The sequence below is a fragment of the Streptomyces tauricus genome, from assembly GCF_014650955.1.
GTDB lineage: Bacteria > Actinomycetota > Actinomycetes > Streptomycetales > Streptomycetaceae > Streptomyces > Streptomyces tauricus.
Genome location: NZ_BMVY01000002.1, coordinates 473,627 through 486,981 on the forward strand (window position 1 = coordinate 473,627; position 13,355 = coordinate 486,981).

Below are 13,355 nucleotides of genomic sequence, written 5' to 3' on the forward strand. Positions count from 1 at the left end.
GCGGCGGGGGCGGTCCCGGAGTCCCCGAGACCGCCCCCGACCGTGTCGCCGCTACTGGCCGCGGCTGTAGTTCGGTGCCTCGACCGTCATCTGGATGTCGTGCGGGTGGCTCTCCTTGAGACCCGCCGACGTGATCCGGACGAAGCGGCCCTTGGTCTCCATCTCGTCGATGGAGGCGGCGCCGACATAGCCCATGGTCTGGCGCAGACCGCCGACGAGCTGGTGCAGCACGTTGCCGAGCGGACCGCGGTAGGGCACCTGGCCCTCGATGCCTTCCGGTACGAGCTTGTCGTCGGAGGCCACCTCGGCCTGGAAGTAGCGGTCCTTCGAGTACGACTTGCCCTGGCCGCGGGACTGCATGGCGCCGAGCGAACCCATGCCGCGGTACGACTTGAACTGCTTGCCGTTGATGAAGAGCAGCTCGCCGGGCGACTCCTCGCAGCCGGCGAGGAGGCTGCCGAGCATCACCGTGTCGGCGCCGGCGGCCAGCGCCTTGCCGATGTCTCCGGAGTACTGCAGACCGCCGTCCCCGATCACCGGGACACCGGCGGCGCGGGCCGCGAGGGCGGCCTCGTAGATGGCGGTGACCTGCGGGACGCCGATGCCGGCGACCACACGGGTCGTACAGATGGAGCCGGGTCCCACGCCCACCTTGACGCCGTCGACACCGGCGTCGATCAGCGCCTGGGCGCCGTCGCGGGTGGCCACGTTGCCGCCGATCACGTCGACGCCGACGCTCGACTTGATCTTGGCCATCCAGTTGAGGGCGTTGCTGTTGTGCCCGTGCGAGGTGTCGACGATCAGGAAGTCGACCCCGGCCTCGGCGAGCGCCTGGGCCCGCTCAAGGGCTTCGGGGCTGGCGCCCACGGCGGCGCCCACGAGGAGACGGCCCTCGGCGTCCTTCGCCGCGTTCGGGTACTTCTCGGCCTTGACGAAGTCCTTGACCGTGATGAGGCCCTTGAGGATGCCCGCGTCGTCGACCAGCGGAAGCTTCTCGATCTTGTGGCGGCGCAGCAGCTCCATGGCGTCGGTCCCGGAGATGCCGACCTTGCCGGTGACGAGCGGCATCGGGGTCATGACCTCGCGCACCTGACGGGAGCGGTCGGTCTCGAAGGCCATGTCGCGGTTGGTGACGATGCCGAGCAGCTTGCCGTTGCCGTCGGTGACGGGGACACCGCTGATGCGGAACTTGGCGCACAGCGCGTCGGCCTCGCCCAGCGTCGCGTCCGGGTGCACCGTGATCGGGTCGGTGACCATGCCGGACTCGGAGCGCTTCACGAGGTCGACCTGGTTGACCTGGTCCTCGATGGAGAGGTTCCGGTGCAGCACGCCGACGCCGCCCTGACGGGCCATGGCGATCGCCATCCGGGACTCGGTGACCTTGTCCATCGCCGCGGAGAGCAGCGGAATGTTCACGCGTACGTTGCGGGAGATGCGGGACGAGGTGTCGACCGCGTTGGGCAGCACTTCCGATGCGCCCGGCAGCAGCAGCACGTCGTCGTAGGTCAGCCCGAGCGTCGCGAATTTCTCGGGCACTCCGTCGACGTTTGCAGTCATGACACCTTCCCCAAATGGCCTTGATCGGTGCGGATGTCCATGCTAACGGGAAGCATGGCTCTCTCATTCCACGGTTACGGGTGCCCTTGGGCTTCGTAGATTCGTACGGGCCGGACGGCTGCCCTGTTCATCCGGCGCCGCGCCCCGCTCATGGCGGGCGCCGTCGGCCGACGCCACCCCGCGCCTCCCCGGACCGCCGCCGCACGCCCCGCCCGGGCGACAACGAAAAATTTGCCGTACCGATGCGGTGGCCGTACCGATGCAGGGGTCGCGGATGACCCGGCCGAACGGCGGGATCGGAGGGGGTCGGTCTACTGCTCGGCCAGTGCCCGCAAGCGGCTGAGCGCCCGGTGCTGGGCCACCCGGACCGCGCCGGGTGACATTCCCAACATCTGCCCGGTCTCCTCGGCCGTGAGGCCCACCGCGATCCTCAGCAGGAGGAGTTCGCGCTGGTTCTCGGGGAGGTTGGCCATGAGCTTCTTCGCCCACTCGGCGTCGCTGCTGAGGAGGGCGCGCTCCTCGGGGCCGAGCGAGTCGTCCGGCCGCTCGGGCATCTCGTCCGACGGCACGGCCGTCGAACCGGGATGACGCATCGCGGCCCGCTGCAGGTCGGCCACCTTGTGGGCGGCGATGGCGAAGACGAAGGCTTCGAAGGGGCGCCCGGTGTCCTTGTAGCGCGGCAGTGCGAGCAGCACCGCCACGCAGACCTCCTGCGCCAGGTCCTCCACGAAGTGCCGCGCGTCGCCCGGAAGCCGGGACAGACGTGTGCGGCAGTAGCGGATGGCGAGCGGGTGGACATGGGCGAGCAGGTCGTGCGTGGCCTGCTCGTCGCCGTCGACCGCGCGGTGAACGAGCCCACCAATGACCCCTTGGGCATTAGTCGCCTCGTCGTCACGCATCGGTCCATGGTGCCTTGGCGTCGTTCGTTCCGTGGCACCGCGTCCGTAGTTGTGCACCGAAGCGTTATGAGCAGGTGCGCCGGAACTCATCTCCTGCGCCCTCCCCTCCCGCTCGACCGACCTGTTCCCGAGGAACTCCACACCTCAAGGATGCGGCATGCGCCGGGAAACGGGGATCGAGTGTCCGAACGGCACTCTTCGATCCCCTGTCGGGCCCGGCCCCGCCCGCCTCACGGCAGGCGGGGACACCCGTACCCCCGCGGCGGTCCACCTAACGGACCAGGCCCCATCGGAATCCGAGCGCCACCGCGTGCGCGCGGTCCGAGGCGCCGAGCTTCTTGAAGAGCCGGCGGGCGTGCGTCTTGACCGTGTCCTCGGAGAGGAACAGCTCACGGCCGATCTCCGCGTTGGAGCGGCCGTGGCTCATGCCCTCCAGAACCTGGATCTCACGCGCGGTGAGCGTGGGCGCCGCGCCCATCTCGGCCGACCGCAGTCTGCGCGGGGCGAGCCGCCAGGTCGGGTCGGCGAGGGCCTGGGTGACGGTCGCCCGCAGCTCCGCGCGGGAGGCGTCCTTGTGGAGATAGCCGCGGGCACCGGCGGCGACCGCGAGCGCGACACCGTCCAGGTCCTCGGCCACGGTGAGCATGATGATGCGCGCACCGGGGTCGGCGGACAGCAGCCGCCTGACCGTCTCCACGCCGCCCAGACCGGGCATGCGTACGTCCATCAGAATCAGGTCCGAACGGTCGGCACCCCAGCGGCGGAGGACTTCCTCGCCGTTGGCCGCCGTGGTCACGCGCTCTACGCCGGGCACGGTCGCCACCGCACGGCGGAGCGCCTCTCGGGCAAGCGGGGAGTCGTCGCAGACGAGGACGGATGTCATGGCCGTCCTCCGCAGCTGATGCGCGTCACCTTGGGCCTCCAGGCTGGTACGAAATCGTCACCTGTGCGGTCGACCGACTCGGACGCTTGCCCGAGCGTTTGTTCCTTCAACCGCCTCGCACACTCAACGACGGTCACTCGAAAGAGTTACGGGGCGGTGAGCCACGTTCGGCACTCTACGTGAGGGCGCGGACACGGTGCAGACACGTGCGGCAGACCCTCAAGGTTTCATCACAACCTATGCCCCATTCAGCCGCTTTTCGTTCCATTTGCTGGTGTCTGGGGCTAGATTCGCAATGAGTCATATTTTCATCTCCTTAGATCGTAGATGTACGGTGATGGGCACGTAACCGACCAAAACGGCTACAAGGGGACAAAGCAATGGCAGATTTCTCCCGCCTTCCCGGACCGAACGCGGATCTGTGGGACTGGCAGCTCCTCGCGGCGTGCCGCGGGGTCGACAGCTCGCTCTTCTTTCACCCCGAGGGCGAGCGTGGTGCGGCACGGAGCGCTCGTGAGAACTCGGCCAAAGAGGTCTGCATGAGGTGCCCGGTGCGAGCGGAGTGCGCCGCGCACGCGCTGGCGGTGCGCGAGCCGTACGGCGTGTGGGGCGGCCTGACCGAGGACGAGCGCGAGGAACTGATGGGACGGGCGCGCAACCGCCTGGTCTCCGCGTCGAGCGGGGGCGACCCGTCACACCACTGAAGGAACGTTTCTCCGGACCGACACGCGCACGCGTGCCCCTTCTTTCCGTCCCCCACGGCATACCCCCCGCCCCCTAGGGCCGGACCCCCGCGGAACCGGACCCGGTAGTACCGGGTTCAACGGGTGGCGGCCCTGGCCAGCTGGTCCAGCGTGGCCGCCACGGCGGGCACCTGGGCCAGATCCGGCAGGGTGAGCGCGACGATCTCCCGTCGCAGGGCCGGCTCCACCGTCACTGTGCGTGCACCTTTGGGACGTACGGACTCGATGGCCAGCTCCGGCAGGACCGCGACCCCGAGCCCCGCTCCGACCAGGCCGACCACCGCTGGATAGTCGTCCGTCGCGAAGTCGATGCGCGGGGTGAAGCCCGCGCTCGCACAGACCTCGACCAGCTGGGCCCGGCAACGCGGGCAGCCGGCGATCCACGGCTCGTCGGCGAGGTCGCCGATGGCGACCGTGCCCGCCCGGGCCAGCCGGTGCCCCTCCGGAACCAGACCGACCAACCGGTCCGTGAGCAGCGGCCGGATCACCAGGTCGTCCCACTCCTCCGCGCCCGCCGAGCCCGCCGCCGTGGCCGCGCCCTCGTACCGGAAGGCGAGGGTCACGTCGCAGTCGCCCTCGCGCAGCATCTCGACCGAGCGCGGCGGTTCGGCCTCCTCCAGCGAGACCCGGGTGCCGGGGTGGGCGGCGCGCAGGGCGGCGAGCGCGGTCGGTACGAGCGTGGAACTTCCGCTGGGGAACGAGACCAGGCGCACCCGGCCCGCGCGCAGCCCGGCGATCGCGGCGACCTCCTCCTCGGCGGCGGTCAGACCGGCGATGATGCCCGCCGCGTGCCGCACGAGGGCCTCGCCGGCCTGGGTCAGCCGCATCTCGCGGCCGGTGCGGATGAGGAGCGGTGTACCGACGGAGGCTTCGAGGGCCTTCATCTGCTGGCTGACGGCGGGCTGGGTGCAGCCCAGTTCGCGCCCCGCCGCCGAGAAGGAGCCGGTGGCGGAGACGGCACGCAGGACACGCAGATGACGGGCCTCGATCACCCTTCGAGCATAAGCGAATCTTGGACACGGCGACGAATATCGCGTCGACGCTTTGGCTCGGATCGCTTAGCGTGCCGTCATGAAGCTTCTGTCTCTGAATCTGGGGCGGCCCAAGGCCGTCGACTACACGGACCAGGCCGAGGGCGTGACGGGCATCGACAAGCGGCCGGTGGACGGGCCGGTACGGGTCGCCGCGCCCGGGCCGAAGGGCGTCGGCGGGAGCGGTATGGCCGGGGACGCCGTGTGCGAGCTGCGGCACCACGGCGGCAACGACCAGGCCGTGTACGCGTTCGCGCGCGAGGACCTCGACGACTGGGAACGCGAGCTGGGGCGCCCGTTGTCCAGCGGGATGTTCGGGGAGAACCTCACGACGGAGGGCGTCGACGTGTCCGGCGCGAAGATCGGGGAGCGCTGGCGCGTCGGCTCCGAGGTCGTGCTCGAAGTGACGTCCGGGCGGATCCCCTGCCTCACCTTCCAGGGCCACCTGGGCGAGAAGGGCTGGGTCAGGCGCTTCACGCGAAAGGGGGCGTCGGGCGCGTATCTGCGGGTGATCGAGCCCGGGGAGATACGGGCGGGCGATCCGATCGAGATCGTGCACCGGCCGGACCACGAGGTCACCGCCGCCCTCCAGTTCCGCGCGGTCACGCTCGAACGGACGTTGCTGCCGCAGGTGCTGGCGGCGGGGGACGCCCTGCACCCGGAGGCACGGGAGACGGCGCTGAGGTACGTCGAGAAGTACGGCGGTCACTAACCTTGGGCCATGACAACGGCTTTGATTACGGGATCGACAGCGGGCATCGGTGCCGCCTTCGCACGGCGGCTGGCCGCCGACGGGCACAACCTCGTGCTGGTCGCGCGTAACACGGAACGGCTCGGCGAGCAGGCGACGGAACTGCACGACCGGCACGGCATCGAGGCGGAGGTGCTGACCGCCGATCTGGCCACGGACGAGGGCATCGAGGCGGTGGCCGCCCGCGTCGCGGACCGCAAACACGCGGTCGACCTGCTCGTCAACAACGCGGGCTTCGGCAACAAGGGCCTCTACCTGGACGTACCGATGGCGGACGAGCTGAAGATGCTCAAGGTGCACTGCGAGGCGGTGCTCCGGCTGACGTCGGCGGCTGCCGAGGCCATGCGGGAGCGCGGGCGCGGCGGTGTCGTCAATGTGGCGTCGACGGCGGCGTTCCTGCCGCGCGGCACGTACGGGGCGTCGAAGGCGTGGGTCGTGCAGTTCACGCAGGGCGTGGCGAAGGACCTGGCGGGCAGCGGGGTGCGGCTGATGGCGCTGTGCCCCGGGTTCGTGCGCACCGAGTTCCACGAGCGGGCGGGGATGGGCACGGACAACATCCCCAACTGGATGTGGCTGGACGCCGACAAAGTGGTCGCGGCGGCGCTGGCCGACCTGGCCCGGGACAAGTCGCTGTCCATCCCGGACCCGCGCTACAAGGCCCTGATGGGCGTGGCGAAGGTGACCCCGCGGGGCCTGCTCAGCGGCATCAGCTCGAAGACGGGCCGCAAGTACGGGCCGAAGTGAGCGCGTTGCTGCCGTTAGGCCCCGACAACGCCAAGGCCCGGTCCCCCGCCGAGACGGGGAACCGGGCCTTCATGCTGCGCGGAGAATCAACCGCGCTTGCTGCGAGGCGACTAGTGCGAGTGGCCGTGGCCGCCGTGCCCGGCGTCGGCCTCTTCCTCGGCCGGCTTCTCGACGACCAGGGTCTCGGTCGTGAGGAGCAGCGACGCGATGGACGCGGCGTTCTCCAGGGCGGAACGGGTGACCTTGACCGGGTCGATGACGCCGGCCTTGACCAGGTCGCCGTACTCGCCGGTCGCGGCGTTGAAGCCCTGGCCCTTGTCGAGGTCGGCGACCTTGGAGGTGATGACGTAACCCTCCAGGCCGGCGTTCTCGGCGATCCAGCGCAGCGGCTCGACGGCGGCCTTGCGGACGACGGCGACACCGGTCGCCTCGTCGCCGGTCTTGCCGAGGTTGCCTTCGAGGACCTTCACGGCGTGGACGAGCGCGGAGCCACCACCGGAGACGATGCCCTCCTCGACCGCGGCGCGGGTCGCGGAGATGGCGTCCTCCAGACGGTGCTTCTTCTCCTTCAGCTCCACCTCGGTGGCGGCGCCGACCTTGATCACGCACACGCCGCCGGCCAGCTTCGCGAGGCGCTCCTGGAGCTTCTCGCGGTCCCAGTCGGAGTCCGTGGACTCGATCTCGGCCTTGATCTGGTTGACCCGGCCGGCCACGTCGGCGCTGTTGCCGCCGCCGTCGACGATGGTCGTGTCGTCCTTGGTGACGGTCACGCGGCGGGCGGTGCCCAGCACGTCCAGGCCGACCTGGTCGAGCTTGAGGCCGACCTCCTCGGCGATGACCGTGGCGCCGGTGAGCGTCGCGATGTCACCGAGCATGGCCTTGCGGCGGTCGCCGAAGCCGGGGGCCTTGACGGCCACCGCGTTGAAGGTGCCGCGGATCTTGTTCACGACCAGGGTCGACAGGGCTTCGCCCTCGACGTCCTCGGCGATGATCAGCAGCGGCTTCGACGCGTTGGTCTGGATGACCTTCTCGAGGAGGGGCAGCAGGTCCTGGATGGAGGAGATCTTGCCCTGGTGGATCAGGATGTACGGGTCGTCGAGGACGGCCTCCATACGCTCCTGGTCGGACACCATGTACGGGGACAGGTAGCCCTTGTCGAAGGCCATGCCCTCGGTGAAGTCGAGCTCCAGACCGAAGGTGTTGGACTCCTCGACGGTGATGACACCGTCCTTGCCGACCTTGTCCATCGCCTCGGCGATGAGCTCGCCGACCTGGCTGTCCTGGGCGGACAGACCGGCGACGGCCGCGATGTCGGACTTCTCGTCGATCGGGCGCGCGGTCGCGAGGAGCTCCTCGGAGACCGCGGCGACGGCCGCGTCGATGCCCTTCTTGAGGAGGGCGGGGGACGCGCCGGCGGCGACGTTCTTCAGGCCCTCGCGTACGAGCGCCTGGGCCAGCACGGTGGCGGTGGTCGTACCGTCACCCGCGATGTCGTTGGTCTTGGTCGCCACCTCCTTCACCAGCTGGGCGCCGAGGTTCTCGTACGGGTCGTCGAGCTCGACCTCGCGGGCGATGGTGACGCCGTCGTTGGTGATGGTGGGGGCGCCGAACTTCTTGTCGATGACGACGTTGCGGCCCTTGGGGCCGATCGTCACCTTCACGGTGTCGGCAAGCTTGTTGACGCCGCGCTCGAGGGCACGACGGGCGTCCTCGTCGAACTTCAGGATCTTCGCCATGGAGCTGATTCAGTCCTCTCGAAAAAACGAACGGCGCCCCCAGCACCCGGCTTCTTAGTACTCATGTTCAGTACTCGCTGGGGCCAGGGGCGCAGTTCAAAGCAAACCTGGGTGAATTACTTCTCGATGATCGCGAGTACGTCGCGAGCCGAGAGGACGAGGTACTCCTCGCCGTTGTACTTCACCTCGGTGCCGCCGTACTTGCTGTAAAGCACGATGTCGCCGGTCTTCACGTCGAGCGGAAGACGCTCGCCGTTCTCGAAGCGGCCCGGACCGACGGCAAGGACGACGCCCTCCTGGGGCTTCTCCTTCGCCGTGTCCGGAATGACCAGGCCAGAGGCGGTGGTCTGCTCGGCGTCGAGCGGCTGGACCACAATGCGGTCCTCGAGCGGCTTGATGGCAACCTTGGAGCTGGTGGTCGTCACGATCCGACCTCCCCCTTCGGAGATTACGGGGTTAACTGTCTGAGGTGGCGACCAGGTGGATCCGTCGTCGCGGGTGCCGGACCTGCCCGTCGCTATTGGCACTCTCCTGCGGTGAGTGCCAGAGCCGAGACTATGACTGCGATTAGCACTCGGTCAAGCGGAGTGCCAGTTACCTCCGGCGGTTGGCGGCATGACGGGGCCGCGAAATCCCCCGGAGACCCCCGTAGAACCGCGCCCCAGCGGGGGCTGGCCGCGCAGTTCCCCGCGCCCCTGAGACGCGCTACGCGCTCGTCCTCAAACGCCGGACGGGCTGAAGACTGCGCAGTTCCCCGCGCCCCCAGGTACCTGGGGGCGCGGGGAACTGCGCAAAGGGGGGCGAGGGGGCGCAGCCCCCATGCAGTGACGGGAGGAGGCCCTAGACGTAATCCTCCAGGCGGGCCACAGCGAACCCCTCCTCCTGGACGCGCCGCAGCAACCCGACGGTCGCAGCGACCAGCCCCCCACCCCCCTCGGGACAATGCAGAATGTCCCCCGCCCGCAACGGCCCGGCCTCACGCCAAAGCACCACCGCGGCGATCCCACAATCACCGGCAGCCCGCAACGTGTCCCCGTCGTACTCCCCGTACGGCGGCCGAAAGAGCCGGGGCCGAACCCCGAACCGCTGCTTCAGCTTCTCCTGCTGACCGCAGATCTCGGCCCGCTGCCCCTCGTACGGCAGCCCCGGCAGATACGGATGGTCGAGCGTGTGGTTCTGCACGCTCGCCCCGACCGCCCGCAGCCGGCCGAAGTGCGCGTACCCCGGCCCGACCACGCTGTCCGTGAGGAACACGCTCACCGGCAGCCGCAGCTCCCGCACCATGTCGACGAACCGCGGATCCCTCTCGGCGCCGTCGTCGAAGGTCAGGAAGACGACCTTGTCGCGGGTCGGGACGCGGTCCACCACGGGCGGCAGGCCGGGCCCCGCGGCCCGTAAGGCGGGCCTGCGGGCGGACACACCCGGCGCCCGGGCGAGCGGGGCGTCCAGGCCCCAGCGGCGGTACTCCTCCACCGGGGGCCCGTGGGTGCGTACCTTCTCCGCCGCCTTCTTGCCCAGCCGTTCGATCGGGTCGACGGACTGGGCGCAGCCGGCGAGGCAGAGCACCCCGGTGACCAGTGCGACAGCGACCCCCCACCGCCTCACAGGTAGTCCTCCAGGCGGGCCACCGCGTACCCCTTGTCGGTGATCAGCTTCAGGAAGCGGCGGACCATGTCGGGCATCGTGCCCTCCCAGTCCTCCTTGCCGCGGAAGTGGCTGAGAACGATGTCTCCGGGGCGCAGGTCGCGGTCCCACTCCCGGTACTCCCAGTGGTCGACGAAGACCTCCTCGTTCCAGAGGGGGACCGCCTTGATGCCACAGGCCCTGGCGGCCCGCAGGGTGTCCTCGTTGTAGTTGCCGAAGGGCGGGCGGAAGAGCGTCGGGCGCGTGCCGTACCGCTTCTCGATCACGTCCTGCATGCCGCAGATCTCACGCTTCTGAGCGCCGTACGAGAGGTCCGGCATGAAGCGGTGGTGGAGGGTGTGGTTGTTCAGGGACACCCCCGCGGCCTGCATCTTCTTGAAGTATCCGTAGTCCTCCTTGACCAGGTAGTCACTGAGGAACGCGGTGTACGGGATCTTCAGCTCGCTCATCATCCGCAGGAACGCCGGGTCCTTCTCGGCGCCGTCGTCGATGGTGAGGAAGACGACCTTGTCCTTGGTGGGGATGGTCGTGAAGACGGGCGGCAGTCCGTCGTGGTCGTCCACCTCGAAGCCGTCGCGGGTGTCGATGTGCGGCTTCTTCGCCGGGGCGGAGGGTGCGGGCAGGGGGGCCTTGGCCAGGCCCCATCTCTTCACCGCGGCGGCGTGGGCGCGCTGCTTCTGGCGGAGTTCGGCGGCCGCCTGCTGGCCCGCGGCCGGACTGACGTCCTCGGCGGCCGGGGCCGCGCAGGCGGTGGCCAGTGCGGTGGCCGCCAGCAGGGCCAGGGTCGCGCGTGCCCCTTTCGGGGCGCTCGACCGGACCCCTTTTGCACTGTTGCTGTGGGATTGTCTTACAAGTCGCATGGGGCCGGATACTCCCAGGTCAACAGCCCTCCCCCGCCCCGACACCGCCGTCGCGCGCGTGCCGTCCACCGACTGGCCCACAATGGGGCGGTGAACGACCTCGATCCTCCGGCCTCCCCGTCGGCCTCCTTCGACGCCCTCCGCACCGCCGAGGGCCGCGCCCTGCTCGACGAGGTGCGCGGTACCGAACCGGCCCAGGAGCTGGCCGTGGCGACGCGGCTGCGGCGCGAGCATCCCGTCGGGCTCGTGTCGGCCGCGCTCGGGCAGGCGCGGCTGCGGCAGCGGGCCGTCGCGAAGTTCGGCGCGGCGGACGCGGCGGAGATGTTCTTCACGCCCAACGGGGTCGAGCAGTCGACCCGGGCGAGCGTCGCCGCGTACCGTGCCGCGCGTTTCAAGGAGCTCGGGGTGCGGTCCGTGGCCGACCTGTGCTGCGGCATCGGCGGTGACGCGATCGCGCTCGCCCGCGCCGGGATCCGGGTCCTCGCCGTCGACCGGGACCCGCTGACCGCCGCCGTGGCCCGCGCGAACGCCGAGGCGCTCGGGCTGGACGGGCTGATCGAAGTGCGCGAGGCCGATGTCACCGAGGTCGACACCGCCGGGTACGACGCCGTGTTCGTGGATCCGGGGCGCCGGGGCGGGCGCGGGCGGATCTTCGACCCCGAGGCCTACTCACCGCCGCTGTCGTGGGCCGTCCGGGCGGCCCTCAAGGCACCTCTCGCGGCGCTGAAGATCGCCCCCGGCATCCCGCACGAGGCCGTTCCCGCCGAGGCCGGGGCCGAGTGGATCTCGGACGCGGGGGACGTGAAGGAGGCCGTGCTGTGGTTCGGCACCGGGGAGGCGGGCTCCGTCCGCGCGACCCTGCTGCCCGGCCCACGCACCCTCCTCGGGCTCGGGCTGCCCGATCCCGCGGTGCGGCCCGTGGGCCGTTTCCTGTACGAGCCCGACGGCGCCGTCATCCGCGCGCATCTGGTCGCCGAGGTGGCCGCGGAGCTGGACGGCGGAGGGCTGGTCGACGAGACCATCGCCTACGTCACCGCGGACTCCGTGACGGCCACCCCGTACGCCACCGCCTACGAGATCACCGACCGGCTGCCCTTCGGCGTCAAGAAGCTCAAGGCACTGCTGCGGCAGCGCGAGGTGGGCATCCTGACCGTGAAGAAGCGCGGGTCGGCGGTCGAGCCGGAGGAGCTGCGGCGCAAGGTGAAGCCGCAGGGGCCGCACTCCGCGACCGTGTTCCTGACGCGCGTGCAGGGCGCCCCGACCATGCTCCTGGGGCACCCCGTCACCGCGCTCGACGCATCAGACCTGCCCTAGGACCTGTCCAGTTGCTCCAGGGTCGCGTTCGACGGTCCCCTGCGGGACTGCTCGTCGCGGGCCACGTCCTCCGCCGCGGCCAGGACCCGTACCGAGTTCTGCCAGGTCAGCTTGGCGAGGTCCGGCTTCGACCAGCCGCGGTCCAGCAGCTCCGCGATGAGGTTCGGGTAGCCGGAGACGTCACCGAGGCCGTCGGGGGTGAACGGCGTGCCGTCGTAGTCGCCGCCGATGCCGAGGTGGTCGACGCCCGCCACCTCACGCATGTGGTCGAGGTGGTCGGCGACCGTGGAGACGGTCGCGACGGGCCGGGGGTGGGACTCCTCGAAGGCGTGGTGGACCTTCATCCCGTCGGCCGTCGTGTCGAGGTGGTGGAAGCCGTGCGCGCGCATGTTCTCGTCCGCGGCGACCGTCCAGTCGACGGCGGCCTGGAGGACGAACTTCGGCACGAACGTCACCATCGCCACACCGCCGTTGGCGGGCAGGCGCTCCAGCACGTCGTCGGGGATGTTGCGCGGGTGGTCGCAGACCGCGCGCGAGGACGAGTGGGAGAAGATCACCGGCGCGGTGGACGTGTCCAGCGCGTCCCGCATGGTCGTGGCGGCCACGTGGGAGAGGTCCACCAGCATGCCCAGGCGGTTCATCTCGCGTACGACCTCGTGGCCGAACGGCGTCAGGCCGCCGGCCACCGGCTCGTCGGTCGCCGAGTCCGCCCACGCAATGTTGTCGTTGTGGGTGAGGGTCATGTAGCGGACCCCCAGCTCGTACAGGCCGCGCAGCGTGGCCAGGGAGTTGTCGATCGAGTGGCCGCCCTCGGCGCCCATCAGCGAGGCGATCCGGCCCTCGGCGCGGGCCGCCTCCATGTCGGCGGCGGTCAGGGCGCTCCGCAGATCCGCCGGGTAGCGCGCGATCAGCTGCCGTACGCAGTCGATCTGTTCGAGGGTCGCCGTGACCGCGTCGGGCAGGTCCGAGCGCACGTACACCGACCAGTACTGCGCGCCGACGCCGCCCGCGCGCAGCCGCGCCAGGTCGGTGTGCAGGTGGGCGCTCTGGTCGGTGGCGATGTCACGGGCGCCGATGTCGTAGCGGACCTGCTCGCGCAGCGCCCAGGGGAGGTCGTTGTGCCCGTCGACCACGGGGAAGTCGGCGAGGAACGCGCGGGCCTCGTCGAGGGAGGTGCCGAGGGAGGTCATGTC

The 13,355-nt window shown here is 70.3% G+C and carries 13 protein-coding genes; 4 read left to right on the plus strand and 9 right to left on the minus strand.

All coding sequences use genetic code 11. The annotated features are described in order from the left end of the window. Positions 1 to 51: 51 nt before the first annotated feature. From guaB to IE278_RS06685, 3 genes are all read right to left on the minus strand, one after another. Complete coding sequence (guaB, locus tag IE278_RS06675) at positions 52 to 1,557, minus strand: IMP dehydrogenase (protein WP_189769698.1); 1,506 nt, start codon at positions 1,555 to 1,557, stop codon at positions 52 to 54. Between the two features lie 311 nt (positions 1,558 to 1,868). Then, positions 1,869 to 2,456 carry a sigma-70 family RNA polymerase sigma factor gene (locus tag IE278_RS06680; protein WP_189769700.1) on the minus strand — a complete coding sequence of 196 codons (588 nt, stop codon included), beginning with the start codon at positions 2,454 to 2,456 and terminating at the stop codon, positions 1,869 to 1,871. A 271-nt stretch (positions 2,457 to 2,727) separates the two neighbouring features. After that, positions 2,728 to 3,339: a response regulator transcription factor gene (locus IE278_RS06685; RefSeq protein WP_003948568.1), complete on the minus strand. Its 612-nt coding sequence runs from the start codon at positions 3,337 to 3,339 to the stop codon at positions 2,728 to 2,730. A 380-nt stretch (positions 3,340 to 3,719) separates the two neighbouring features. On the opposite strand from IE278_RS06685, the gene IE278_RS06690 reads away from it, so the two are divergent. After that, entirely contained in the window at positions 3,720 to 4,043 is a 324-nt protein-coding gene (locus IE278_RS06690) for a WhiB family transcriptional regulator (protein WP_107015686.1), read from the plus strand. Positions 4,044 to 4,159: 116 nt separating this feature from the next. Here IE278_RS06690 and IE278_RS06695 read toward each other — a convergent pair whose 3' ends face one another. Beyond that, positions 4,160 to 5,074 carry a LysR family transcriptional regulator gene (locus IE278_RS06695; RefSeq protein ID WP_189769702.1) on the minus strand — a complete coding sequence of 305 codons (915 nt, stop codon included), beginning with the start codon at positions 5,072 to 5,074 and terminating at the stop codon, positions 4,160 to 4,162. Positions 5,075 to 5,153: 79 nt separating this feature from the next. Here IE278_RS06695 and IE278_RS06700 point away from each other — a divergent pair, with 79 nt between their 5' ends. Beyond that, positions 5,154 to 5,825, plus strand: a complete 672-nt coding sequence (locus IE278_RS06700) for an MOSC domain-containing protein (RefSeq protein ID WP_189769704.1) — start codon at positions 5,154 to 5,156, stop codon at positions 5,823 to 5,825. Between the two features lie 9 nt (positions 5,826 to 5,834). Continuing rightward, positions 5,835 to 6,608 carry an SDR family NAD(P)-dependent oxidoreductase gene (locus IE278_RS06705; protein ID WP_189769706.1) on the plus strand — a complete coding sequence of 258 codons (774 nt, stop codon included), beginning with the start codon at positions 5,835 to 5,837 and terminating at the stop codon, positions 6,606 to 6,608. A gap of 110 nt (positions 6,609 to 6,718) precedes the next feature. Here IE278_RS06705 and groL read toward each other — a convergent pair whose 3' ends face one another. From groL to IE278_RS06725, 4 genes are all read right to left on the minus strand, one after another. Then, complete coding sequence (gene groL / locus IE278_RS06710) at positions 6,719 to 8,344, minus strand: chaperonin GroEL (protein WP_189769708.1); 1,626 nt, start codon at positions 8,342 to 8,344, stop codon at positions 6,719 to 6,721. Positions 8,345 to 8,460: 116 nt separating this feature from the next. Next, positions 8,461 to 8,769, minus strand: a complete 309-nt coding sequence (gene groES, locus IE278_RS06715; protein ID WP_003998759.1) for a co-chaperone GroES — start codon at positions 8,767 to 8,769, stop codon at positions 8,461 to 8,463. Positions 8,770 to 9,184: 415 nt separating this feature from the next. Continuing rightward, positions 9,185 to 9,949 (minus strand): polysaccharide deacetylase family protein, encoded by a 765-nt coding sequence (locus IE278_RS06720; protein WP_189769710.1) that lies wholly within the window; start codon positions 9,947 to 9,949, stop codon positions 9,185 to 9,187. Further along, entirely contained in the window at positions 9,946 to 10,848 is a 903-nt protein-coding gene (locus IE278_RS06725) for a polysaccharide deacetylase family protein (RefSeq protein WP_189769712.1), read from the minus strand. Before IE278_RS06725 ends, IE278_RS06720 begins: the two co-directional genes overlap by 4 nt. Positions 10,849 to 10,938: 90 nt before the next feature. On the opposite strand from IE278_RS06725, the gene IE278_RS06730 reads away from it, so the two are divergent. After that, positions 10,939 to 12,162, plus strand: coding sequence for a THUMP-like domain-containing protein (locus IE278_RS06730; protein WP_246570028.1), 1,224 nt, complete (start codon positions 10,939 to 10,941; stop codon positions 12,160 to 12,162). On the opposite strand, the gene IE278_RS06735 is transcribed toward IE278_RS06730, so the two are convergent. Then, positions 12,159 to 13,352: a dipeptidase gene (locus IE278_RS06735; protein WP_189769714.1), complete on the minus strand. Its 1,194-nt coding sequence runs from the start codon at positions 13,350 to 13,352 to the stop codon at positions 12,159 to 12,161. The genes IE278_RS06730 and IE278_RS06735 overlap by 4 nt on opposite strands. Positions 13,353 to 13,355: the final 3 nt, after the last annotated feature.